Source organism: Lentibacillus juripiscarius, assembly GCF_042685205.1.
GTDB lineage: Bacteria > Bacillota > Bacilli > Bacillales > Amphibacillaceae > Lentibacillus > Lentibacillus juripiscarius.
Map to the genome: position 1 here is coordinate 55648 of NZ_JBHUNA010000024.1, position 24456 is coordinate 80103.

The 24456-nt window shown below is 43.0% G+C and carries 28 protein-coding genes and 1 riboswitch; of the genes, 21 read left to right on the top strand and 7 right to left on the bottom strand.

From position 1 onward, the window contains the following. Positions 1-11: 11 nt before the first annotated feature. Positions 12-455 carry a DUF5392 family protein gene (locus ACFSUO_RS11565; RefSeq protein WP_382394202.1) on the bottom strand — a complete coding sequence of 148 codons (444 nt, stop codon included), beginning with the start codon at positions 453-455 and terminating at the stop codon, positions 12-14. Positions 456-851: 396 nt separating this feature from the next. Here ACFSUO_RS11565 and csaA point away from each other — a divergent pair, with 396 nt between their 5' ends. From csaA to ACFSUO_RS11655, 18 genes are all read left to right on the top strand, one after another. Continuing rightward, positions 852-1184, top strand: coding sequence for a chaperone CsaA (csaA, locus tag ACFSUO_RS11570; RefSeq protein ID WP_382394204.1), 333 nt, complete (start codon positions 852-854; stop codon positions 1182-1184). Between the two features lie 36 nt (positions 1185-1220). Continuing rightward, the gene (locus ACFSUO_RS11575) at positions 1221-1520 is read left to right on the top strand and encodes a TIGR04104 family putative zinc finger protein (RefSeq protein ID WP_382394206.1); all 300 of its coding nucleotides are present in this window, start codon (positions 1221-1223) and stop codon (positions 1518-1520) included. Positions 1521-1763: 243 nt separating this feature from the next. Next, the gene (locus ACFSUO_RS11580) at positions 1764-1970 is read left to right on the top strand and encodes a helix-turn-helix transcriptional regulator (RefSeq protein WP_382394208.1); all 207 of its coding nucleotides are present in this window, start codon (positions 1764-1766) and stop codon (positions 1968-1970) included. A 27-nt stretch (positions 1971-1997) separates the two neighbouring features. Beyond that, positions 1998-2381 (top strand): hypothetical protein, encoded by a 384-nt coding sequence (locus ACFSUO_RS11585; RefSeq protein WP_382394210.1) that lies wholly within the window; start codon positions 1998-2000, stop codon positions 2379-2381. Between the two features lie 280 nt (positions 2382-2661). Continuing rightward, positions 2662-2937 carry a hypothetical protein gene (locus ACFSUO_RS11590; RefSeq protein ID WP_382394212.1) on the top strand — a complete coding sequence of 92 codons (276 nt, stop codon included), beginning with the start codon at positions 2662-2664 and terminating at the stop codon, positions 2935-2937. A 472-nt stretch (positions 2938-3409) separates the two neighbouring features. Then, on the top strand, positions 3410-3715 hold the full coding sequence (locus tag ACFSUO_RS11595; RefSeq protein WP_382394214.1) for a YfzA family protein: 306 nt from the start codon (positions 3410-3412) through the stop codon (positions 3713-3715). 15 nt (positions 3716-3730) lie between these two features. Beyond that, a complete protein-coding gene (locus tag ACFSUO_RS11600; protein WP_382394216.1) occupies positions 3731-4102 on the top strand; it encodes a GntR family transcriptional regulator in 372 nt (123 codons plus the stop codon). Between the two features lie 5 nt (positions 4103-4107). Beyond that, entirely contained in the window at positions 4108-4974 is an 867-nt protein-coding gene (locus ACFSUO_RS11605; RefSeq protein ID WP_382394218.1) for an ABC transporter ATP-binding protein, read from the top strand. Further along, positions 4967-5572 (top strand): ABC-2 transporter permease, encoded by a 606-nt coding sequence (locus tag ACFSUO_RS11610; RefSeq protein ID WP_382394220.1) that lies wholly within the window; start codon positions 4967-4969, stop codon positions 5570-5572. Before ACFSUO_RS11605 ends, ACFSUO_RS11610 begins: the two co-directional genes overlap by 8 nt. A gap of 303 nt (positions 5573-5875) precedes the next feature. Continuing rightward, the gene (locus ACFSUO_RS11615; RefSeq protein WP_382394222.1) at positions 5876-7075 is read left to right on the top strand and encodes a cytochrome P450 family protein; all 1200 of its coding nucleotides are present in this window, start codon (positions 5876-5878) and stop codon (positions 7073-7075) included. 105 nt (positions 7076-7180) lie between these two features. Next, positions 7181-7693, top strand: a complete 513-nt coding sequence (locus ACFSUO_RS11620) for a type 1 glutamine amidotransferase domain-containing protein (protein ID WP_382394224.1) — start codon at positions 7181-7183, stop codon at positions 7691-7693. 325 nt (positions 7694-8018) lie between these two features. Then, a complete protein-coding gene (locus ACFSUO_RS11625; RefSeq protein ID WP_382394226.1) occupies positions 8019-9383 on the top strand; it encodes a sigma-54 interaction domain-containing protein in 1365 nt (454 codons plus the stop codon). 302 nt (positions 9384-9685) lie between these two features. Beyond that, on the top strand, positions 9686-10381 hold the full coding sequence (locus ACFSUO_RS11630; protein WP_382394228.1) for a CoA transferase subunit A: 696 nt from the start codon (positions 9686-9688) through the stop codon (positions 10379-10381). Positions 10382-10414: 33 nt separating this feature from the next. Next, positions 10415-11089, top strand: coding sequence for a 3-oxoacid CoA-transferase subunit B (locus tag ACFSUO_RS11635; protein WP_382394230.1), 675 nt, complete (start codon positions 10415-10417; stop codon positions 11087-11089). A gap of 57 nt (positions 11090-11146) precedes the next feature. Then, complete coding sequence (locus tag ACFSUO_RS11640; protein ID WP_382394232.1) at positions 11147-11923, top strand: 3-hydroxybutyrate dehydrogenase; 777 nt, start codon at positions 11147-11149, stop codon at positions 11921-11923. A gap of 240 nt (positions 11924-12163) precedes the next feature. Beyond that, entirely contained in the window at positions 12164-13342 is a 1179-nt protein-coding gene (locus ACFSUO_RS11645) for a thiolase family protein (RefSeq protein WP_382394234.1), read from the top strand. 566 nt (positions 13343-13908) lie between these two features. After that, positions 13909-14295 carry a VOC family protein gene (locus ACFSUO_RS11650; RefSeq protein ID WP_382394236.1) on the top strand — a complete coding sequence of 129 codons (387 nt, stop codon included), beginning with the start codon at positions 13909-13911 and terminating at the stop codon, positions 14293-14295. 41 nt (positions 14296-14336) lie between these two features. Continuing rightward, the gene (locus ACFSUO_RS11655) at positions 14337-15716 is read left to right on the top strand and encodes an FAD-binding oxidoreductase (protein ID WP_382394238.1); all 1380 of its coding nucleotides are present in this window, start codon (positions 14337-14339) and stop codon (positions 15714-15716) included. 110 nt (positions 15717-15826) lie between these two features. On the opposite strand, the gene ACFSUO_RS11660 is transcribed toward ACFSUO_RS11655, so the two are convergent. Together ACFSUO_RS11660 and ACFSUO_RS11665 are read right to left on the bottom strand one after the other, a co-directional pair. Further along, entirely contained in the window at positions 15827-16948 is a 1122-nt protein-coding gene (locus ACFSUO_RS11660) for a 5-methyltetrahydropteroyltriglutamate--homocysteine S-methyltransferase (RefSeq protein ID WP_382394240.1), read from the bottom strand. A gap of 60 nt (positions 16949-17008) precedes the next feature. Beyond that, positions 17009-17749: a cyclase family protein gene (locus ACFSUO_RS11665; protein ID WP_382394242.1), complete on the bottom strand. Its 741-nt coding sequence runs from the start codon at positions 17747-17749 to the stop codon at positions 17009-17011. A 100-nt stretch (positions 17750-17849) separates the two neighbouring features. After that, a riboswitch (SAM riboswitch) is annotated at positions 17850-17948 on the bottom strand. Between the two features lie 411 nt (positions 17949-18359). On the opposite strand from ACFSUO_RS11665, the gene ACFSUO_RS11670 reads away from it, so the two are divergent. Next, positions 18360-19274 (top strand): DMT family transporter, encoded by a 915-nt coding sequence (locus tag ACFSUO_RS11670; RefSeq protein ID WP_382394244.1) that lies wholly within the window; start codon positions 18360-18362, stop codon positions 19272-19274. Between the two features lie 71 nt (positions 19275-19345). Here the strand turns inward: ACFSUO_RS11670 and ACFSUO_RS11675 are convergent, their stop codons facing one another. The 4 genes from ACFSUO_RS11675 to ACFSUO_RS11690 all read right to left on the bottom strand — a co-directional run bounded on the left by ACFSUO_RS11675 (position 19346) and on the right by ACFSUO_RS11690 (position 23237). Continuing rightward, positions 19346-19561 carry an aspartyl-phosphate phosphatase Spo0E family protein gene (locus ACFSUO_RS11675; protein ID WP_382394246.1) on the bottom strand — a complete coding sequence of 72 codons (216 nt, stop codon included), beginning with the start codon at positions 19559-19561 and terminating at the stop codon, positions 19346-19348. A 357-nt stretch (positions 19562-19918) separates the two neighbouring features. Beyond that, positions 19919-21040: an alanine dehydrogenase gene (ald, locus tag ACFSUO_RS11680; RefSeq protein WP_382394248.1), complete on the bottom strand. Its 1122-nt coding sequence runs from the start codon at positions 21038-21040 to the stop codon at positions 19919-19921. 108 nt (positions 21041-21148) lie between these two features. After that, a complete protein-coding gene (locus tag ACFSUO_RS11685; protein ID WP_382394250.1) occupies positions 21149-22399 on the bottom strand; it encodes a PucR family transcriptional regulator in 1251 nt (416 codons plus the stop codon). A 133-nt stretch (positions 22400-22532) separates the two neighbouring features. After that, positions 22533-23237 (bottom strand): NAD-dependent protein deacylase, encoded by a 705-nt coding sequence (locus tag ACFSUO_RS11690; RefSeq protein WP_382394252.1) that lies wholly within the window; start codon positions 23235-23237, stop codon positions 22533-22535. 118 nt (positions 23238-23355) lie between these two features. Here ACFSUO_RS11690 and ACFSUO_RS11695 point away from each other — a divergent pair, with 118 nt between their 5' ends. Continuing rightward, positions 23356-23622 (top strand): hypothetical protein, encoded by a 267-nt coding sequence (locus ACFSUO_RS11695; RefSeq protein ID WP_382394254.1) that lies wholly within the window; start codon positions 23356-23358, stop codon positions 23620-23622. A 331-nt stretch (positions 23623-23953) separates the two neighbouring features. Continuing rightward, positions 23954-24418, top strand: a complete 465-nt coding sequence (locus ACFSUO_RS11700) for a YrvL family regulatory protein (protein WP_382394256.1) — start codon at positions 23954-23956, stop codon at positions 24416-24418. The last annotated feature ends 38 nt before the right edge of the window (positions 24419-24456 follow it).

The following is a 24456-nucleotide window of genomic DNA, read 5'->3' on the forward strand; positions in this document are numbered from 1 at the left end:
CTCCATTATCATTAATTTTCCATCCTTTGTTTCCGTTGATGCTCCTCGGATAGAAAATTAAAAAAGGTTTGCATGCTGAACTTCGGCTTAGCCTTGACGCTTTTAATATATTTATCTTTTGTGTAGTCGTTGACATGTTCGCTCTTTTTGATTCGGTCGATAATGTGATCCATACCGATTTGCCGTATTTCTTTATTGACATGTCTGGACTCTTTGTATAACGCCGCCCCGATTGCACCTAACAGGGCATATACACCAATGGTAATCAGCATATCCTTTGTGTAGCCGTTAATGACCAGCATAAAAAATAGATTGATGATGGAAACACTCAGCAGTGGAATGGCGACGAACATGTACTTGGAACTCTTTTTCAGCTTGGGCTTGACGAGCTCATCAATAATTTCGAGTTCCCTTTCAATGAATGTGGGCATGCCTTTGGACATGAATTGATTCATACAGCTTATCCGCTCCTCAAAAAAGGTAAATAAATATATGGTGGTCCGGCAGCAGCCTGTGTGATACCGGATAAAGTACACTGCATAAGGTGAAAAAGACCTGACAATTTATTGGCAAGTCTTTTACTTTTACACGCGGTCCCTACTAGGGATATATGCTTATTCCCATTATATAATGATAACCGGTATTTGTCATTTTAAAAGTTTTGCTAATTAAATAGTGAACCTAGCTAGTTGGCGAAGTCTTGGGCACATGCACACCGCTGATAAAGTAGCCATGACAAAAAAGCAGGAGTTTGCTAATGTTTTGCCGAAATATCCTTAATAAAAGGATAAACCTCGCAGTGGAATGGCAATATTGTAAAAAAATATCATATAGTAATGGAGGGATGCTTAATGGCAATAATCGATGATTTTATGGAGTTGGATATGCGTGTTGGAACGGTTTTAGAGGCGGAGCCGTTTCCCGAGGCCAAGAAGCCGGCCATTAAACTGAAAATAGATTTTGGCAAAGAGATTGGCATGAAGCAGTCATCAGCGCAGATTACGTGGAGATATGAGCCAGATCAGCTAATAGGGCGTCAGGTTGTAGGCATTGTCAATTTCCCGCCGATGCGGATTGCAGGCTTTAAATCAGAAGCACTGGTGCTTGGCGGCGTTCCTGGAGAAGGGGATGTCGTACTATTGAGAACCGATGAGCCGGTGGAAAACGGCACACCAATCTCCTGAAGTGAATGGTGGCCAAATAGAAGGGTGGGAAAATCCATGCCTGTATGTCAACATTGCAGCACGGAATGGACGTGGAAACAGACGATGAAACGAATGATGAAATTCGGACTAAGAATGAAATGTCCGCATTGCGGTGAATGGCAATATGAATCGACTGCATCAAAGAAGCGTAGCAGTATGCTTGGAATTTTGCCGTTCCCATTAATATGGATATTGCCCATGTTTAACGCCAGCACCATGACAGCCATTTTCGTCGGGGGTGTTTTGTTAGTTGGAATGCTATCGATTTATCCATTTTTCATGCAATTATCAAATGAAGAGGAACCGCTCTGGTAAATCGTACTGCTGTCGTGTGACAACATAACTGTTTCCGTTACAATAAACCCGTTTCTTTTATATAAAGATATGCCGCAAACGGGCAATTTAATGGAATAACTAATGTATGTTCAAACTGTACCTCAAAGAGATGGTGCAGTTTTTTGTGTGAAATCCAGAAATCACCATAAAACAATCGTAAAGCTAACTTGACGTATAGCTCCCTTTACATTATACTGTGTATGTATAAAGGTGGTGATGAACTTGAAAAATAAATTGAGTGAACATAGAAAGAAATTTGGTTTATCTCAAGATAAATTAGCTGAAAAATTACGTGTTTCAAGACAAACAATTATTTCGATTGAAAAGGGTAGATACAATCCATCTCTCCCTTTAGCAATGCTTACCGCCGAAATTTTTCAAACAAGTGTGGAAAATATTTTCACCTTGGAAAAAGAAGATTATAAATAAGTTTATTCAAAAACAGGAGGTTGAATTATGAGTGAAAAATCAGGTCAAATACAGTTTGTTATTCTTGGTTTTCTGTTCTTAGCAATTAGTATTATATACAGTATCGCTTCTATTTCAGGCGGTGTCTTTCCAAGTGGTCAGGACGTAATTTTGTTTGGGGTTAGTGTGATGGCATTTAGTAATGCTTATCTTTATCCTCAATTTAAAGGAAACGATGAACGTTCGAAACAGATTAGAGAAAAAGGTATGTTTGTCAGTTATTTTTTCATTTTGAGTTATATGATTATATTGATGGGATTATTTGGGTTAAACGTGATTGCTCTAAACGGCTTTCAGACTGTTAGCATCTTAGCCGCTTTGACAATGATAACTGTCTTCATCTCTTTTGTGGTGTTTTCTAAACGTTCTTGATACGTAAATGTTTAATATATGGAGGTTGAATTTATATTATATGAAGAAAAATTATTCAGTAATGTTCATAATGTTATTTGTTGCATCAATTGCAGGCGGTCTAGCATCAAAGAATTTTTTTGATTACGCAATGATGATCGGATTTGGCTTAGGAATAATCTTTCTACTATACGCTGCATATTTTGCAGGTAAGAATAAAAAAGATTCATAGTCACAGTAACAATGCTGCAAAATAGGCGCACTTCTCGAATAAAAACTGATGGAGAAAAGGGGGATATGTTTGACAAATAAGCAGGAAAATATAGGGCTAGTTTCTTTTATTAGTTTGATTATTGGTCTTATTTCCATTGTCGTCTATATATTTACGGGAAATTCATTTATTAATGATAGCATAACAATGTTATTTAGCTTTATTTTCTTGATGCTTTCTTTTGTTTTATCCTTGTTTAGTAAAAAAGATAAATTTGGAAGGATTTCATTATTTGTTTTTCCGGTGTTGTTGGTTATTTATTTACTATTCTTTGGGGTTATGTCTTTGTTTTGGGACCAACCGTAATACAACGATCGGGCGCAAATCTGGAATGAATTAAATCTTTTTTCTCCAATAAAGAGCATGTTTTGATAAATTTTTTTCAAAACATGCTCTTTCTGTTTGTTTATAAAAGTTGATGGTAAAATTTAGGAAGATTGTCATGTAACATCTTTAGACAGACTTCTTGCTTCTTGGTTATCCCGCATGTAATGGACAGTAACCAGGCGAAGGACGCCAGGCAACTGTCCCTAAATGTCCGATTCTGCTCAACTAACATTCATTGGGAAGAATGTCCATTGAATAAAGTTTCGCTTATATAAAAATGCTTGCGTAATATTTCATGTGTGTATACAATGTGTATATAGTATATATACATTATATAAAAATATAAAGAATTATATGTGATGTAAATCATTCCGAATCGTAATAGGTGGATTGACTAAATATCTATGCGTAATTGATCACATGCATGAGGTGTGAGAGGGGAAGTGTTCAAATGTCAGGCTCAGCAAATCCATATCATACTAATCTGGCAAAACGGTGGATAATCACCATTGGTATATTTTTAGTTGTTCAATTGATCTTTATCACCGTTGATGGCACTTTTCTGGAGCCAAATATAAACAATAGTGACAACTTATTTGCCAGGATAGGAAGGTGGATTTTGGGCTCGAAGCTGTTTACAGAATGGATTGCCCCTTATTCCTTTCCATTTTTTAATATGGTCATGACCATTCATGTTGTGGCTATACTGATTCAAGCAGTACAGGATATCATTTCAAGTATATCTTCAAAAAAATAAAGAAGAGGTTTTAGCATGCAAATCATTATTTCCAACAGTTCAAAGGAGCCGATTTATGAACAAATTACGAATCAAATTAAATCGTCTGTTTTATCGGGTGATCTGCAGGAGGGAACAGCATTGCCTTCCATACGTCAACTTGCAAAGGATTTACAAATCAGTGTGATAACGACAAAGCGTGCCTATGAGGAATTGGAGAGATCGGGCTTTATCTATTCGATTGTCGGAAAAGGCTCTTTTGTCGCCGAGCAAAATTTAGAGGTCATCAGAGAGAAGAAGCTGAGAGTTATTGAAGAGCAGCTGAGTGCGGTTATAACGAACAGCAGGGAAATTGGGCTGTCATTTAATGAGCTGCAGCAATTATTGAAGATTTTATATGAGGAGTGAGAGGAATGGAAAATGTGGTTGAATTAAAAAATGTAACGAAAAATTTTAAAGGGTTTTCCGTTAACAATATGGATTTACAAGTGAAGCAAGGCTTTGTAACAGGATTCATAGGCGCAAATGGAGCTGGTAAATCGACAACAATAAAAATGATGATGAATCTATTAAGACCGGATGCAGGGGAGGTAAAGCTTTTCGGGATGGACTACAAAACGCACGAAAAGGCAATCAAGGAGCGCATTGGATTTGTATATGACGGCAATGTATTTTTTGAAGGAATGAACTTAAAAGATATAAAGCACATTGTCGGACCGGCTTACAAACATTGGGATGACACCATTTTTTATCAATATGCGGAACAGTTCGGTCTACCACTTAATAAGGCGATCAAAAATTTCTCAAAAGGCATGCAAATGAAGGCATCACTGGTGATAGCCTTATCACATAATGCCGAACTGATCATAATGGATGAGCCGACATCAGGATTAGACCCTATTTTTAGACGGGAACTGATGGATCTTCTGCAGGAATTAATGATGGATGAAAGCCGGACCATTTTTTTCTCGACACATATTACAACAGATTTGGATCGTATCGCGGATCACATTGCTTTTATTCAAAGTGGGGAATTAATGTTTAACCAGCCCATTGACGAAATAGATGAAAATTATGCACTCGTTAAAGGGGGCAAGGAATTGCTGGATCGGGACACGGAACAGGCTTTTGTCCATGTTCATCGTGCACCAACAGGATTTGAAGCTTTAACAGATAACATTGGGGCCGTGAAAAAAACTTTCGGCGATTCGGTTGTGATTGAAAGGGCAACGTTGGAAGATATTATGTACTACTTGAAAGGGGACAAACACCATGTTTAATTTAATCAGACGTGATGTCATACTGCAAAAAAGGCATCTACTAATATTTATTCCTTTTATTGCATTCTTTATCATTATGGACTCTCATCCAGCTTTGACTTTTCTCGTTGCCAGTATTTTTATTCCCTTTAATGCTTTTGCTTACGATAAAGAAGCAAAGACGGATATATTATTAAATTCTCTGCCCTACACACGTAAGGAAATTATCGCATCACGCTATCTTGGTGCTATTCTATATATGGTTTTATCCATTGGAGTGGCAAGTCTGGCATTATTTGTTTCGAACAAATCATTTACGATCACTGATATTGCGATTGCCAGTGGTTTATTCCTGATATTTGCTACGTTTACTTTCCCATTATTCTATATATTTGAATCAAAATATACCTTCACGGTTGTTCTCATTAGCTTTATCCTTTTAGCAGGCATCGGACCGCCAATTGTAATGTTTTTAGCGAAACATTTAACAGTAGTAACTAATTTTATTGTCAGTTTATCCACCTCGGCTTTATATACGGGAGCGGCAGCTGTAATCTTAATACTCTATGCTGTTTCCTGGGGGATTACAATGGTCATTTACCAGCGGAAAGCATTCTAAGTGAGGCTGGCAGAACTAACCTGAGTTATGGAAAGTCAACCTCGACTAGATGTATGATGCAAAAAATAGTATATTCTCTTTTGAGGATAATACAGTTTCAATTAACGGGCGCTAATTTTGTTGCATAAAATTTATTTTAGTATGGGGGAGCGGGAGAATGATAACGTGAAAAAAAAGGTGGATAACTTGGTGGAACGCCAACAGTCAGTGCTTTAGAGTGACGAGTGAACGAGGGAATCTAAAAGAAATTACTATGTTACTATAGAGTCATGAAACAACTTTTTTCTGAAGGAGACAAACCAAATGAATCCGAATGTATCACTAAAAAGCAACCTTTTCACTGAAGCGTTTACCAGAAATCCTTACCCCGCTTATAGTCAGCTAAGAGAAGAGGAACCAGTTAGCTATGTCCGTTTACCCGACGGACAATATGCATGGTTCATCACGCGGTATGATGATGCACTTGAAGCGTTAAAAAATCAATCGTTTATTAAAGACTTTACAAAATTGGGAGACCATGCAGACAACCGAAGTAGTATATTTAGCGAAAACATGCTATTTGCAGATATGCCAGACCATCGGCGGTTGCGAGGGCTTGTCTCCAAGGCATTCACTCCGAACATGATTGAAGGACTAAGGGATCGGATTCAGGAAATTACCGATGAACTTCTTGAAGAAACCGCCGGTCAAAATCAAATCAATTTGATTGATGAATTCGCCTTTCCACTTCCGATTATCGTCATATGTGAAATGCTAGGAATTCCAGCAGAAGATCGCGATAAATTCCGGATCTGGTCCAATTCCATGATCGAAGGTTCGAATAGTAAGTATGCCGAGAATCTAGAACAACATATGAGAGACTTTACCCAATACCTTAAACAACGAATTGCTGTTGTACGTGAAAGCCCCGGGGATGACTTAATCAGTAAACTCGTTATTGCCGAAGAACAAGGAGACCAATTATCGGAAAAAGAGTTATATGGCGTTGTAGCCCTTCTGATTATTGCTGGACATGAAACAACCGTAAACTTTATAGGAAACAGCATTATGGCCCTGTTAGAAAACCCGGATCAACTAAAGATGCTAAAAAACAAACCAGAATTGATCAAAACAGCTATAGAGGAAACACTCCGTTATAATGATCCAGTTGAGTTTAGTACATCGCGTTGGGCTAGGGAAGATATGGAATTTAAAGGGGAGTTCATCAAGAAAGGGGATTTAGTAATTATCGCCCTTAATTCAGCAAATCATGACCCATGTCAATTTAAGGATCCTGAAGTCCTTGATATTACCCGGGAAAAAAGTAAGCATTTAGCATTCGGTAAGGGAATTCACGCATGTCTTGGTGCTCCACTCGCCCGATTAGAGGGAGAAATAGCGATTAACAGTTTTTTTAGACGCTATCCAAATGCCAAGATGATTGTTGATAAAAATGACCTGGAGTGGAGAACGGGAATGGTTGTAAGAGGAGTTAGAGAATTACCACTTTTGTTGCATAGTTAGTCGGTCAAGCTGTTCCTTGGCAAAACTTAACGAAAGTGCAATCTTTTACAAAGTTAGGTAAAGTTCGTTACAATATTACTTGAGTGTAAAAGGAGGGTGAGTTATATGAGTAAACACATTGCTGTTCTCGTTACAGACATGGTAGAAGAAATTGAATTAACCGATCCTGTGAAAGCTTACAAAGAAGCTGGTCATACGGTAGATATTATCAGTAATGAAGGAAACAAAACAATCAATGGTAAAAATGGGGACGAAATACAAGCAGATCGAGGAATTGATGAAGTGAATGCAAACGATTATGATGCATTACTCATTCCTGGCGGTTTTTCTCCAGACTTACTACGTATTAATCCGAAGAATAGCGAATTCGCAAAAGCATTTTTGCAAGGCAATAAACCAGTATTTTCAATTTGCCATGGTCCTCAGTTCCTCGTCAATACAGACCTACTAAAAGGAAGAGAACTAACTAGCTTTGTTTCCGTAAGAAAAGACCTGGAAAATGCAGGAGCAACTGTAAAAGATGAAGAGGTTATAGTAGATGGGAACCTTGTAACAAGCAGAACACCTGATGATCTTCCTGCATTCAACCGCGAATCTCTAAAACTTTTGGAAAAATAATTTGTCAATCTAAGGGAAGCTGTTAATGACGCAGCTTCTCTTTACTTTTTATCTAATCAATAGAGGGGTTGTACACAAGCAAAGTTGGACTCTAGGCGTGAGTTTCCTATCCCTTTTCCACACAACCATAGGGATGTGCCCAGAAACGAGGTTATAATGCGGCTGTTCGTTGTTGAAAGGAAATAACTTTATTTGGGCTGTACAACTGACCGGCTTGATTTGCCTGACCATTTGCCATCAAATTATGCCGGTAAGATAATGAATACCACTGCAACTATCTGCTATACTGTAAAAGTGATTAATTCATGATAGTGGGGGACGGAACATGCTGTCAGCAATCAGGGAGTACAAAGAAGAAATTATAGAAACAGTGTTCGAGAAATCGCATTTTTGTTTTGTCGCCATTGACAAACAAGGATTTATTACCTACTTGAATGAAAATTACTGCCAATTTTTAGGGGTGACCAGACAAGAAGCTGTCGGGCAGCATGTCACAGCTATCATTGAAAATACAAGAATGCATATCGTTGCAGAAACTGGCCAAGAGGAAATTGCCGATCTGCAGTATATACGAGAAAACCATATGATCGCTAACCGGATCCCTGTCTTTTCGGGTGGACATCTTGTTGGTGCGGTCGGGACGGTTTTATACCGGGATACCAAAGAATGGATGAAAATGAATACCCATATCAAAGATCTGCTTCTGGAAATTGAAAATTACCGAAAACAATTGCACGAAGCAAATGGGGCCACCTATTCACTGCACGATATCGTTGGCAGTTCTCCAAAGCTGCTCGAAGTAAAGGAAAAAGTAAAAAAAATAGCACCCGGTGACGTTACTATTCTTCTCCAAGGGGAGAGTGGAACGGGGAAAGAATTATTTGCGCATAGCATCCACCAGTTGAGCGAACGCCATACCAAACCGTTCGTTAAGGTGAACTGTGCGGCGATTCCAGAGGGCCTGCTGGAGACAGAACTTTTCGGCTATACACCGGGAGCTTTTACAGGGGCGAAAAAAGAAGGGAAACAAGGTAAATTCCAGCTTGCTGATGGAGGGACCCTTTTTCTCGATGAAATTGGCGATATGCCGTTAAACGCCCAGGTCAAAATCCTCCGTGTGCTCCAGGAGGGGGAAGTTGAGCGGATTGGTTCGGAGCATGCCCAGAAAGTGGACGTTCGAATCATTGCTGCAACCAATCAATCCCTGGAAAAGCTGATCGAGCAGCAACGTTTTCGGGAAGACTTGTACTACCGGATCAACGTTCTGCAGCTGAAAATACCGGCATTGAGGGAACGGCCGGAAGATATACGCGTTCTTGCCATGTATCTGATTCACAAAATAGCCCATCGTTCCGGTCAGCGGGTGATGGATGCAGACCCGGATGTTCTTGCATTTTTCCAGGGCTACGAATGGCCTGGGAATGTAAGGGAACTGGAAAATGTGATTGAATCCGCGGTTCATCTGGCAAACGGCGAAACTATTACAATGGATGATTTGCCTGATCAGATGCAGCCAGATGGTTATGCTGAAAATCAGAATAGAAGTTTGCAGGACATCCTGGAAAAAGCAGAATTACAGGCGATTAAACAAACGTTGAAAAAGACAAATGGCAATAAGCAGAAAGCCGCTAAACTCCTTGACATCGGCAAATCCAGTTTTTATGAAAAAGTAAAGAAATACGGGTTGTGATTTTCCGGATATCCGGAACGAGGTCTGGATTTCCGGAAAATGAATAAATGTATTGCTTGGCAAGGTTTGCAAAGTCTGGATTTTTGTTAAAAAAGCCTTTTTTCCAATATGTCGGAAAAAGGGCTTTTTTAGCAGGTAAGATAGTATACATACTTTAGACTGCATAAGTGCGACCAGGCATTTACCAATAGGCGATAAGTCAAGTATTCTAATCGTTTCAAAAATCCTTTCACTCTTCCTTAGAAGTTTATGTGTATGTTGGCATACTTTTTGCTATATATTGTCGAAAGGAGTAGATAAAAATGAAAACGATTTATACCTCATTCGATGAGGCAGTTAAACAAATAAAAGATGGTTCCACAATTATGGTTGGCGGATTTGGACTTGTGGGGATACCTGAAAATCTCATTCAGGCCCTTGCGAAGTCAGGTGCGCGCCATTTAACAGTCATTTCCAATAACTGTGGGGTGGACGATTGGGGCCTTGGTCTTCTGCTGCAGAATAAACAAATTGATAAAATCATTGGCTCCTATGTCGGGGAAAACAAAGAGTTTGAACGGCAAGTTTTGGCAGGCGAGCTGGAAGTGGAACTGACACCACAAGGGACGCTTGCAGAAAAAATTAGAGCTGGTGGTGCTGGCATACCGGCTTTTTATACCCCGGCAGGCGTTGGTACGCCAATTGCTAACGGTGGCGAAGTACGTGTGTTCAACAATAAGGAATACTTGTTGCAAACAGCATTGACAGCTGACTTCAGCTTGGTCCGTGCAGCTCATGGCGATGTAGATGGTAATCTTGTTTACAATAAAACAGCCCGCAATTTTAATCCAATGATGGCTGCGGCTGGGGAAGTTACCATTGCGGAAGTAGAACAATTGTCGGAACGGGGCTCCATTAATCCCGACCATGTCCATACACCAGGCATCTATGTCCAGGGACTGATAGAGGGCGAACAGGAAAAACGAATTGAACGGCTGACCGTCAGACAAGAAGCTTAATAACTTAATATTCAACAGGGAGGTTATGATAGAATGGTCAAACAAATGGACAAAGCTGCAGTAAGAGAGAGTATTGCCAAGCGTGCTGAGAAAGAAATTAAAGACGGTTCCTACGTGAATCTGGGGATTGGCATGCCAACAATGGTTGCAAATTTTATACAGGATGGAAAACAGGTCGTCCTTCAGTCTGAAAATGGGCTGCTTGGGATTGGGAAATCCCCGCTTGAGGAAGAAGTAGACCCGGATTTGATTAACGCAGGAAAAGAAACAGTGACCGCAGAGGCAGGCGCATCGTTCTTCAGCAACGCAGAGTCGTTTGCCATGGTGCGCGGTGGTCATCTGGACCTCGCTATTCTGGGCGGAATGGAAGTATCGGTTTCTGGTGATTTGGCAAACTGGATGATTCCGGGCAAGATGATCAAAGGCATGGGCGGTGCGATGGATATTGTGCATGGTGCCAAAAAGGTGGTTATCATTATGGACCATGTAAACAAGCACGGGGAGCCTAAGATTTTGAACGAATGCAAGCTGCCGCTGACCGGTAAAGGGGTTGTCGATCGTATCGTTACCGACCGTGCTGTCATCGATGTGGAGGCAACCGGTCTAAAACTGGTGGAAGTTGCAGAAGGATGGACGCCGGAAGAAGTGATTGCGGCAACCGAACCAGAACTGCAAATCAGTGACCAGCTGCGGGTTGGGACGTACTAACTGTTTTCAGACGAGGACATCGGTAGGCTTTGGACGAAGTAAGGAGGAATGGTGCAAATGGTGGACAATAAAGTCGTGTTCATTACAGGTGCAGCAAGCGGCATTGGTTATGAGACCGGTGCAGAATTTGCCAGAAATGGTGCGGCAGTCGTTCTGTCTGATATTAATAAGAAGAAAGTAGAACAAGCGGCCAACGAGCTGGCAAATGAAGGTTATACGTGTACCGGCCTGAAATGTGATGTGACGAACGAAGAGGAGCTCAAGGAAGCAATCGATCAGACAGTTGCAACATATGGCAGACTTGATGTACTTATTAATAATGCTGGAATGCAGCATGTCTCGTCAGTTGAGGAATTCCCAACTGAAACCTTTGAATTTATTACAAAACTGATGCTCGTTGCGCCATTTATGGCAACAAAGCATGCATTTCCAATTATGAAAGAACAGGGCTTTGGACGAATTATCAATATGGCCTCGATTAACGGGCTGATCGGGTTTGCCGGTAAAGCTGCCTACAATAGTGCAAAGCATGGTGTCATCGGCTTGACTAAAGTCACCGCGCTTGAAGGAGCTGAGCATGGCATCACTGTAAACGCCATGTGTCCGGGCTATGTTGATACACCACTTGTTCGCAATCAATTTGAAGACCTGGCAAAAAATCGCAATGTTCCAGTGGAAAGCGTGCTGGAGGAAGTACTGTACCCACTCGTACCGCAAAAAAGATTGTTGCAAGTACAGGAGATTTCCGATTACACGATGTTTTTGGCAAGTGATAAGGCAAAAGGTGTCACAGGGCAGGCGATTGTGCTTGATGGGGGTTACACTGCCCAGTAACTTAATAGAGGTTGTTCGAAAAGTCCGGTAAAAATGACGCATCGAATTTCTTCGTTGGCTTGGTTTTGCGCTACTCATGTATCTAACTGCATACACTCCGTTGCTTGGAAAAGAAGAACACTTTTCCTGCGTGCGATGCAGTTCAGTGATGTTTTCCTTGTGCTCAAATCTACGCCGCCTTGAAATTCTCGGTCCTTTTTATCCTCCTTTTTGAACACGCACTAATAGAGGAGTGAAATGATGGAAAATATATATGTTCTGGAAGGGGCACGCACCCCGTTTGGTTCATTCGGCGGCAGCTTGAAGGATGCGGACCCGACTGAACTCGGTGTAACCGTTGCGCAGGAAGCGATGCGACGCAGTGGGGTAAGTGCAGAAGCTATTGATTTTACCGTCATGGGAAATGTGATCCATTCGGCTAAAAATGCACCATATGCAACAAGACATATTGCACTGCAGGCAGGGATTCCGCTCGCCAGCCCTGCATTGACCGTCAATCGGCTATGCGGGTCAGGTCTGCAGTCTGTTGTGTCTGCTGCTCAGTCCATTATGCTTGGAGATGGCAATGTGGCACTAGCTGGCGGAGTGGAAAGCATGAGCCTTGCCCCGTACGCCCTTAGGGGAAGCCGGTTCGGAACAAAGCTGAAAACACCACAGGTCGATGATATGCTGTGGGCGGCATTGACAGACGAATATATCGGAGCAGGCATGGGCGTCACTGCGGAAAATCTTGCCACAGAATATTCGATTTCCCGCATGGAACAGGACGAGTATGCCACCCTGAGCCATCAGCGTGCAGCGGAGGCAAGAAGGGAAGGGAAGTTCGCCGAAGAGATTGTTCCGGTTGAACTGAAAACACGGAAAGGCACGGTAACAGTGGACACGGATGAGCATATCCGGGAAGATACAACCATTGATAAACTGGCTAAACTGAAGCCTTCCTTTAAACAAGACGGTACTGTCACCGGAGGGAACGCTAGCGGAATCAATGACGGCGCCGGCGCAACAGTTGTCGCAAGCGAGGGATACGTCCGTCAGAATGGTCTGGATCCCGTTGCTCGAATCGTTTCGTATGGAATTGCCGGTGTAGATCCGTCCGTCATGGGGATTGGCCCGGTTCCTGCTATCAAACAAGCACTTGAAAAAGCGGGAATGACTATTGATGACATGGATCTGATCGAGGTGAATGAAGCATTTGCCGCACAGTATTTGGCCGTGGAAAAGGAATTAGGACTTGACCGCGATAAGGTTAATGTGAATGGTGGTGCAATTGCATTGGGGCATCCAGTTGGCGCAAGTGGCACAAGAGTGCTGTACAGCCTGATCAAAGAACTGAACCGGCGCGGTCAAAAGTACGGCGTTGCCTCTCTCTGCATCGGAGGCGGACAGGGAATTGCGATGGTTGTGGAAGTGCAGTAATTACGTTGAAATTGTGGGTACCTCCCACTGAATGAAGTTTCACTTAATGACAGCTATTTTAACAATTGAATAAACCTATAAAATGCTTGGATAAGTATGATCTATTCAAGCATTTTTGTTATTTTAACTAAACCACCCAAGCATTTAAAACGCTTGAAGCTGGTGAAGTGAGCGACCGAGCGAGGAGCGTAAACGGAAATTCGGTCACTCAAAGGGGTGATGAACGACCGAGTGAAGAGGAAAAACGTATCTACGGTCACTCATGAGGGTGATGAGCGACCAAGCAGAGAGAAAAAACGTATCTACGGTCACTCATGAGGGTGATGAGCACCCGAGCAGAGAGGAAAAACGTATCTACGGTCACTCATGAGGGTGATGAGCACCCGAACGCAGAGGAAAAAACCTCATTCAGTCACTCATCGAAGTTTTTCCTTTCCTTTATCATTTGGCGTCAGCGAGCACTCCCCAACTTCAACGCATAGGTTTTTACGAATGAAATAGAAACATGTTTTTAAATGATATTACACCGGTATTCCTGCTATAATGATAAGGAATGGAGGTTTAACATGCGGATTAAAGTAACAAGTGTCTTTGTAAACGATCAGGAGAAAGCGCTTCAATTTTATACAGATATTTTAGGGTTTCAGAAGAAAATGGATATGCCAGCTGGAGACTTTAAGTGGCTGACCGTTGTGTCTTCGGAAGACCCGGACGGGGTTGAGCTGCTTCTGGAGCCGAATGATAATGAAGCCGCCAAAACATATCAAGAAGCTATTTATGAACAAGGGATCCCAGCCACATCGTTTGTCGTGGAGGATATTTGGCAAGAGTACGAACGGATGAAAAAGAAAGGTGTGGAATTTACGATGGAACCAACTGAAGCGGGGCCGGTGACATTTGCTATTTTTGATGACACGTGCGGAAATCTGATTCAATTGTCACAGGCCAGGTAAAGAGAGAGTGAATTTTTCATAACAGAGGGGGAGAATGTTTTATGCAGGAAACGGGAAGACGAATGGAGTTAGTGGAAGAACTACGGGGAGTACTGGGAGGCCGCGTGACAGTAAATGAAACCATGCTGGAGCAGCACAGCTCGGATGAATCATACCATTCGCCACATTTGCCCGATGTTGTTGTGTTTCCGGACAACGCTGAAGAAGTGAGTGACATTATGAAACTGGCTGCTCGGTTTGATGTGCCCGTTGTCCCTTATGGCTATGGATCAAGTCTGGAAGGCAGTGTCATCCCGTATCAGGGCGGCATTACGATTGATTTTGCCAACATGAATAACATTCTGGAAGTGCGGGAAAGCGATTTTCTTGTCAGGGTGCAGCCTGGTGTAACTCGGTCCCAACTAGAAAAGGAACTGAAAAAGTATGGTCTGTTTTTTACCGTCGACCCAGGGGCAGACGCGACGCTGGGTGGAATGGCGGCAACAAACGCAAGCGGGACAACGTCGGTAAAGTATGGCATCATGCGCGATCAAGTGCTTGATATGGAAGTCATTTTGGCGGATGGGTCGATCATACATACCGGCAGCATGGCAGCAAAATCATCGTCCGGATACAATCTTAATGGACTTTTCGTTGGTTCGGAAGGGACGTTGGGCTGTTTTACAGAATTGACGCTAAAAGTGATTGGCATTCCTGAGCATATTATGGCTGCAAGGGCGGAATTTGCCACTGCTGACGATGCGGTTGATGCCGTTATCGCCGTCATGCAGGCAGGCATTCCAGTAGCCCGGGTGGAATTGGTCGATGAGGAAGCGATCAAACAGATGAATCTTTACAGTGAGACGAATTACCATGAAGTGCCGACACTATTCCTGGAACTGCATGGCAATGAAGCAGGCCTGCAGCATGACGTTCAGTTTATGGAGGAAATTGTCAGCGATATGAATTGTAGACAAATAGAATTCGAGACAGATACGGCCGGCCGCAATAAGCTTTGGGAAGCACGACACCATGCCGCATATGCCTTTATCCATAACCATCCGGGCAGAAAACAGATGGTCACCGATGTGTGCGTCCCGATTTCTGAGCTTGCCGGAGCAGTAAAGGATGCCCGGGAAGCGGTAGAAGCATCCGGTCTTTCCGGCGGAATTGTTGGGCATGTTGGCGATGGGAATTACCATATTCTCTTAATGCTTGATCCATCCGACCCGGCAGAGATTGAAAAAGCTGACCAAGTGAATGAGCGAATTGTCGGCTATGCCCTTGGGTGTGGTGGCACTTGCACCGGGGAGCATGGTGTCGGCACCGGCAAGCAAAAATATCAGGAACAGGAACACGGCGAATCTCTCCGTGTCATGCGGAAAATTAAGCGGGCACTCGACCCCGATGACATACTGAATCCTGGAAAGATAATTGAATGACGGGAAAAGGCGGAAAACCGCTGATAGAATAAACAGACCGCCCGAACGGCACAACATAAACAGCCTGCAGCATTATGTGCTGCAGGCTGTTCATTCCTTTATGCGGCAGCTCATTTTATCTCGAAGGAGCCCCACACTTCTTCCGCCACATCCGCAACAAATTTCAGCTTTTCCCATTGCTGCCCTTCAGTAAGTTCATTGCCGTGGTGTGTGGACGCAAACCCACATTGCGGACTGAGGCATAGCTGTTCAAGCGGTACATAGTCAGATGCACGCTTAATGCGTCGGATTACGTCATCACGATCCTCAAGCTCACCAGACTTGGAGGTGATCACTCCGAGCACAACACGCGGTCCCTCCTCAGGAATATGTTCTAGTGGATTGAATCCTCCTGAACGTTCATCATCATATTCGAGGAAAAATCCGTCCACATTGCCCTTGGCGAACAGTTTCGGGGCAATACGGTCATAACTGCCCTCGAATGCCCATGTGGAGCGGTAATTCCCGCGGCACAAATGTACGGTTACAGTTAAATCACCCGGTTTCTTCGCAAGACTTTCATTCAAAACGCGGACCGCCAGATCAATCCGATAATCACGCTGCTCTCCCAGGTCCTCGTTCCATGGCACATTGTCTGCAGCAAGCCCGGCGACATAGACGTCATCAAGCTGCAAGTAGCGGAGCCCGGCATCATAAAATGCCTGAATCGCATCCTGATATGTCTTAATGATGTCTTCAGCATATTTTTCAAGGTTTGGGTAGATATCTGGGTTTCTGATGCCATCGTTAAAAAACATGTTCGGGCTTGGAATGGCAAATTTTACAGCAGCCCGTCCGTCAACAATGTCAATCAGATCTTCGACATCCCGCAAAAACGGATGGTCCGGATTAAAGGATATCTCACCTGTGTTCCAGACATTTCGTTTTTCCGATTCTTGGCCTTTAAACGCATAACCGTGGTCAGGAACATATCCTTCAAACCCATTTAAGTGCTCCATGAAATCAAGGTGGAAAAATGTACGGCGAAACTCACCATCGGTTACAGCTTGTAAACCGGCATCGATTTGCTTGTCAACGACTCGTTTAATCTCTTCATTTTCCACATTGCGTAATTGTTCAGCTGAAATACTTCCTTTTTTGAAATCACTTCTTGCCTCGTGCAGCCTACTTGGCCGTAACAAACTCCCGACATGATCGGCGCGGAATGGCGCTTGTGTTATCGTTTTGGTCATCGTAATCCCTCTTTCTATTATTTTTTTAAATCCTTCCTATTAAACTGCCGGTCTGCTCGCTTATGGCAAAATGGCGAATGACCGCACAGGGAAGCCCGATGCATTTTTAGCTTTCGGAACAATATTGCAAATCACGGCACCTTTAGCGGGGACTTTATCCAGGTTTGTCATAACTTCCACCTGGAATGTGTCCTGGTCAAGTACATAATACTCTGCCACGAGCGCTCCGTTTTTCTGGAAATCTACAGCAGCATCCGTGTCAAACGTCTCATGTCCGATTGCTTTGATACCTCGCTGCTCGAATAAAAATTGCAGTGCTTCTACCGACCAGCCCGGCGCATGACTGTTACCTTCCTCATCCTTGTTGTCAAAATCGTCCTGTTCCGGCCAGCGCTTGCTCCAGTCTGTTCGCAACGCTACAAATGACCCTGCCTCAATTTCACCATGTTCTTTCTCGAATTGGTAAATATCATCTACATAAAGTGTGAAATCGGGATTTTCATCAGCTTCTTTTGACTTGTCGATAACAATCAGCGGGAGAATGAGTTCTTTCAATTCCAACTGGTGGACATGCCGTTCATCCCCGTGAACAAAATGAATCGGCGCATCGATATGTGTGCCGTATTGACCGGGAAACGTAAATTGCTGGGCAAAAAACCCGTCACTATGATCGAAAAGGGTCTTGAATTCCGCTGCGTCAAATGCGGAAAAGTGTGGAGAATCCGGTCCAAATGCGTGGGTCAGGTCAACCCATTCTTTCTCTTTCAATAGATTGATTGCTTCGATTACGTTACTGCTCATCTAATCACCTCATTAAAAAGATTTCGATAAGAAGAAGCTTATAAAACACGAAAAAGCCCCTTCCCATAAGAAGAGGCTCCAATGCACGATTGTGTCGCTCTTCTTATCTTAAAGCTTAGCGCTTTCTGGAATTAGCACAGTTATAAAAACCGATGCTGAGGCTTCAATGGGCCAGTCCCTCCACCTCTCTGGATAAGAATGCTTTCTATTTAGTTATGATATTGATGTACAGTTTACACCCGTCGTCATTTAAAGTCAAGAGATTGTTTTCAAAAAGCCGAAACATAAGACGAGAAACGTTGTCCAACCAACATACAATTATTGGTATGCTATTTTTGTTGCTGAATTGCTGTCTAATTGTAAAAAAACAATGAAGGATCTAAATCTGGTAAACTTGATGCCGGTATCAAACTATTTATTTTGTTATCTATTGACCGGTCTCTTTCGCTTATGGTGTGCAATCTTTTTCCTTTTCTGATAAGTTGGGAAGAGTAATAATTATTAGAAAATGTATAGAATAAAATGAGGGTATGTGCTGTATTGGCACACTGATCCGGCCATTTAGCACTGGACACCATGGTTGCAGCTGTACTTTCTATGGGGGGATTATATGTTTCGTGCATCTGTCATGATGCTTTTTGTTGTTATTTTCTATGCAGGGAATATATTGACCGGAAAGGCAATTAATGAGCTCCCGCCGTTCACAATAGCGTTTTTTCGGCTGCTTGTTGCCTTTATTGTGCTGCTTCCTTTTGGCATTCGCAGTGCGTGGGAATCTCGCAGCACATTTGTGACCTATAAAAAACCATTCCTATTGATGACACTGACAGGCATTACTTTTTTTAATACCTTTATTTATGGTTCCTTGCAATTTACATCGTCAACAAATGTGTCCGTGCTGGAAACAGTCATTCCTTCTGTAACCGTGGTGCTCAGTGCTATTTTGTTAAAGGAGCGGCTGCGGAATGTGCAGCTTGCCGGGGTGTTTGTTTCGCTGATTGGTGCTGTCTGGGTTGTACTGGATGGAGGCATTTTTTCGATCGCCGGCATGGACTGGAACATTGGTGATGGGATTATGATTGGGGCAATTGGCTCCTGGGCGGTTTATTCCATTCTTGTTAAAAAATATATGCACTTGTTTCCGCAGTTTGGTGCTCTTCTTGTCATGAGCGGTATTTCTGTACTTGTTCTTATCCCATTTGTGATCGCGGAATGGGCAATAGTTGGTTTGCCGGATAATTTGATGACATCCGGTAATGTAACCGGGTTATTGTATCTTGGTATTTTCCCATCTTTTATTGCACTGCTTTTCTATAACCGGTCGGTGGGGATCCTCGGGGCTTCACAGGCTTCGGTGTTTTTGAACTTCCTGCCGGTTGTGACGATGGCCGGGGCCAGTCTGTGGCTTGGGGAGACCGTAACACTGATGAAGATTGTTGGAGCATGCATGGTGATTGGCGGAGTCATTCTAACGACAAGAACCAAGCAAACAGTGAAAGCTCCTCTTGAGCAAACTGCTGATTAAGGATATTCTGTTTGACCGATTACAGCTCGTTTTACGGGCGGTGTAGCAACAGAACCGAGGAACACATTAGCTTAGGCACCAATGTGTTCCTCTTTCTTTTTCGTTAATATGTACTTTTTGAATGAACCTTCATCAAAAAAGTATTGTGTCCGGCTTTTGTCAATGTTTAGCAATGTATCGAGCTGCTGGCTGCAATTTATTGTCCGTTTATCGGTTAGTCCATACATTTCGCCCAGTTCAATCATTTCTTTTCGCTTTTTGGAAATAGCCATTTGTAATGCTGGCATGATACATCATACTTCCCTTCAAATGTTATGTAAGTAGCCTGGGTCGTTTGTCTCAGAAGCGCACGAAGACTATTATGTCTATTCTTCTAAAAAAATGCAACCTCTTCGTCAAACAAAGCCAAAACTTTACATAACTCGACAAACCGCTCGTCATTTGTGAAAATGGCCTAATCAGCATCCAGAGCTTAATGCCAGTGGCTGCAACGGTTTCGCGATGAGTCGACGAAAGAAAAATGTGCTGGTTTCATGAGTCTATATCCTACTTGAGGCTTATAAGTATTCGACTAAGAATGATATTGTCATTTTCCTGGCATGGCAATGAAAAGGCTGCCTGTGTTATCAGGCAGCCTAATGAACCTATTTATTTGAAAGAACGTCTTCAACAGAATGGTAGTTATAGCCAAGGTCACGTGCAACTGCTTCAAAAGTGATGTTGCCGTTGAGCACATTTACGCCGGTTTTCATGGCTTTACTGTCGGTAATTGCTTTTTCGGCACCCTTATTGGCGACTTGCAGGGCATAAGGGATGGTCACATTTGTCAATGCAATGGTTGCAGTACGCGGAACGGCGCCAGGAATGTTCGCCACAGCATAATGCAGCACACCATGTTTTTCATAGATTGGGTCATCGTGCGTTGTGATATGGTCAACGGTTTCAAAGTTGCCGCCCTGGTCGATGGCCACATCCACGATGACCGAACCAGGCTGCATGGACTTGACCATATCTTCTGATACCAGTTTGGGCGCTTTTGCTCCCGGGATCAGGACAGCACCGACAACGAGGTCAGAATCTTTGACTGATTCAGCGATGTTGGCCGGGTTGGACATCAATGTCTGCACACTACCTCCAAAAATATCCTCGAGCTGGCGCAGCCGTTCTGGATTCAAATCAATAATAGTGACGTCTGCTCCGAGTCCCAGCGCGATTTTCGCAGCGTTTGTGCCAACCATGCCGCCGCCGACAATAGTGACCTTTCCGCGTTTGACTCCGGGAACCCCGCTAAGGAGGACACCTTTTCCGCCTTTTGCTTTTTCAAGATATTGTGCCCCAATCTGGGATGCCATCCGTCCGGCTACCTCGCTCATTGGTGACAGGAGCGGCAGGGTGCCGTTTACGGTAATTGTTTCATAAGCAATGGCTGTAACCCCTTTTTCTGCCAGCGCTTTCGCCAGTTCCGGTTCTGCAGCCAGATGAAGGTAGGTGAAGAGGATCAGCCCTTCACGAAAGTATCCATATTCGGATGGGAGCGGTTCTTTAACTTTCATGACCATGTTCGCCTTTTCCCATACATCTGAAGCGTTTTTAAGAATTTCTGCACCAGCTTCTTTGTATTCGTCATCGGTAAAACTGCTTCCGGCACCGGCATTGGCTTCCACTAGCACCGTGTGTCCAGCGTTCACCAGGTTATCAACCCCGGCCGGTGTCATGGCAACACGGTTTTCATTGTTTTTAATTTCTTTGGGTACACTGATAATCATAGAAAATATCCCCCTTAGCATTTAGATTTCTTCCTTCCATTATAACTCTTTTGGATAGCGTTTTCATTAGTCATAAAACAAAAAAAGAGCAGGGCGGTTTGTTGAAAATCACAAATCACCATGCTCCATGCATTCTATCAATATATCAAGGTAGATTGTTATTTTTTGATTGGGATCTTTTAAATTGATTTCGCCAATGTCCGTGATGCGCTTCAGGCGGTAGTTCAGTGTGTTGGCATGGACGTGCATTCGTTTGGCTGCATTGTAAACATTGCTGTCACAAGCTAAATATGCGTGCAGTGATGCCACCAGGTCGGATCTGTTTTTCTTGTCATAAGCCTTTAGCCGTTCCAGTGCATCATTCCGGTAGTTGTCGCGCTTCCGGATGGCTTTCAGTTCATGCAGAAACTGGTAAATGCCGAGTTCATGATAGCCATGGACGTGCTGTAATGCGGATGGAAACTGATCTTTCAGTTCAAGAACGTTGACTGCCTCCCTGTAACTGTCTTTCATGTTTACAGGCGAGCTGTAAACGAGGCCAAAGGCGCCCTTTGCATAGTCGATGCCGATCCGTTCAGCCAGTTTTGTTATGAAGTCCTGAACAAATGCTTTCATTTTTTTTCTAGGATTGGGTACCGATTCCAGGTTCACGAGAATGATAAGCTGATTCTGATCAAAAATCCGGCAGACAGCATAAGGCTGTTGAAATGTTTCTGTCAGGTAATAGGCATGTTTTTCGATTGTCTGGGTTACGTTGCCATCAAATGCAATCATAGCGATTGAAAGGGGGTCTCCAAGTTCCAGTCCAAATCGTCTGGCCTGCCGTCTGATTTCCGCAGGCAGTTGTATATGACCGGCAAGAAGTTGCCAAAAAAACTCCTGGTAGCTTGCTTCAGATTCTTTTTTTTTGAGGTGGTGCTGGTGGAGTTGATTTTTCACGAGTTTTGCCGCATCTTTCATCAGCGACAATCGTTCATTTGTGATGGTTGTGTCGTATGTCTGCGCCCATATGAAACCAAGCACTTCCTGATGTTTATGGACAGCGATGGCAATACGATTTCCAAGCCCCACTTTTTCAATCGCGGGGACGAAAACGGGTTCACTGCTTTCGAATAGCCAAGCCATCACACCACTTTCCCAAAGGCAGGTGATAACATTTTCCGGCACACTTCTCTGTATAATCGTAGCTATCCTTGCTTCATCCACATTTTTATCATGCTTGCTGTACGAGATAATCCGGTGGTTGGCGTCCTCGATGGTAATGGGACACTCCAGTATCTCGGCAATGCGATCGGCCAGCCCTTCCGGTGAATCAAACGTATCCTGAAATGCTTTTGGGTAATCAGCTGAATGGCTCATGAACTCGTCCCCTTCATTCATGGTATGGTTCTATCTTATCACGGTACGATGGACAAAAAAACGGAAAGTTGTGTGATTATTTTCACTGAAAATTCTTCCCTGCTTTGATGCCGGGTACTCCTAAGCAAGATTGCTAGTTGTCCCATTCTTGCAGCACATTACCAATTTCCCGTCCATGAATGACCTGATCGGCAAAAGCATCAAGCTCGGTTGGCTCTCGATTGACGATGACCAGCCGGGCCCCATTATCTTTGGCAATGAAAGGAAACTGATTGGCCGGCGTTACACTGAGTGATGAACCAAGCACAATAAACAAGTCTGCTTTTTCAGCTTCGGACAGGGCAAACTGAAAGGCATCCTGTGGCAACGTCTCTCCGAATAATACAATCGAAGGCCTCAGTACTCCGCCGCATTTGCAATAATATTCCTGATTAACATATTCCTCACTATTATATTCCTTCCCACATGATTGGCAGTGCAGTTTTTGTAGCGTCCCATGCAATTCCGCGACCCGCTTGCTGCCTGCTTCCTGGTGGAAACCATCGACATTTTGGGTAATGATGGATTGTACGAGTCCCTGACTTTCCCAGTCGGCTAAAATATGATGCCCATTGTGTGGCTTGTAGTCCTTCACATTGAGAACCCGCGTGCGGTAGAAATCGATGAACGCTTCCACATTATTATTTAATGCATCGGCACTGGCGATTTTGCTCGGATCCTCCTGCTCCCACAGTCCCTGTCCGGACGAGCGGAAATCAGGCAGACCACTTTCTGTTGACATGCCGGCACCGGTAAAGATAACGGTATATTTTGATTTCGTCAGCCAATCACGTACCACAGTCTATCCCTCCATTAACAGGCTCTTTATTAAAATGTACCACTTTACAGGTTTGATAACAATTGGCTTGATTGGGGCAGACTAAGTGAAACAATGAATGGTTGGAGGGAATGCTGATATGAGGTGGAACGGCGAGATTATGGCAGGTGAAATGGATGAACATACGAATGAATTTATGCTGCGGCAAGTTAAACACTTATCAACAGAATCCATCTTAAGCGAAAAACAAGTGGATACCTTAACCCGGTATTTGGAAAGTAGTGGGCAAGAAGGAGACGGTGAACAAATATTAACGCTGTATGACCAGCTTCCGGTACGGCTGAACCAGAAGGAAGTCGAACAATTTTTAGATGACCTCGACAAAATCAAGTCTTTATACCATTAAAGGGTGCAGTGAATGGGAGGATTATGAATACTATACGATGGAAGACAATACCGTTCTGGACAGTTTTAGATGATGGATTTTTCAAATAAAATATGGAAAAATAGAGGTGATCGCCCTTTTAATGGAATGGGGCGGTTACTTTTTTTGCTAAAAATGTAGTTCTATACAAATAGGTATCTGAATAATGGTGATTTTCACATCATCTTTAGCGATTTAATTGTGAACTTTAGCGTTTTTGGGCTAAACTTTAGCACCTTTATTGTGAACTTTAGCGAATACACAGCAAACTTTAGCGTTTTAACCAAATACTCATTAAGTAGGGGGGAAATTGATGAGCGAAGAAGAAGATTCATCCTTTCGCGATTTGGGCTTATTTGGAAAAATAGTTGTTATCGTTTTAATGGCATTGCTTATTATCGGTTCCTTGGCTTTTGCAGTCGGAGTTACTTTCTTTGGCTTCGCCGGGTTTTTTCGAATTTTTGATGTGACATATGATTCACTAGGTTCATTAGGATTATTTATTGTATTCTATTTTTTGCTTGGATTAGCGGCTGAAATTTTTGCTAAGGGCCTTAAAATGTTGGTGATTGCGAATCTGTCGAGCAAAGTTCAGTTGGCGATGACGCAAATAATAATAGATACATTGTTTGAATGGTTGATAATATTTACAGTTGATGAATTTTTGAGAAGTGTGACAGTACGCTTTCGACTGAATTGGCGGCAGCCCTTCTATTGGCCGTCATTGAATACGTCTTTGATGACAAAGATAAAAAGGGAAAGGCATCATGAACTTTAAATAATTCTCTTCATAACTGTAATCGATTCTCAAGTTAA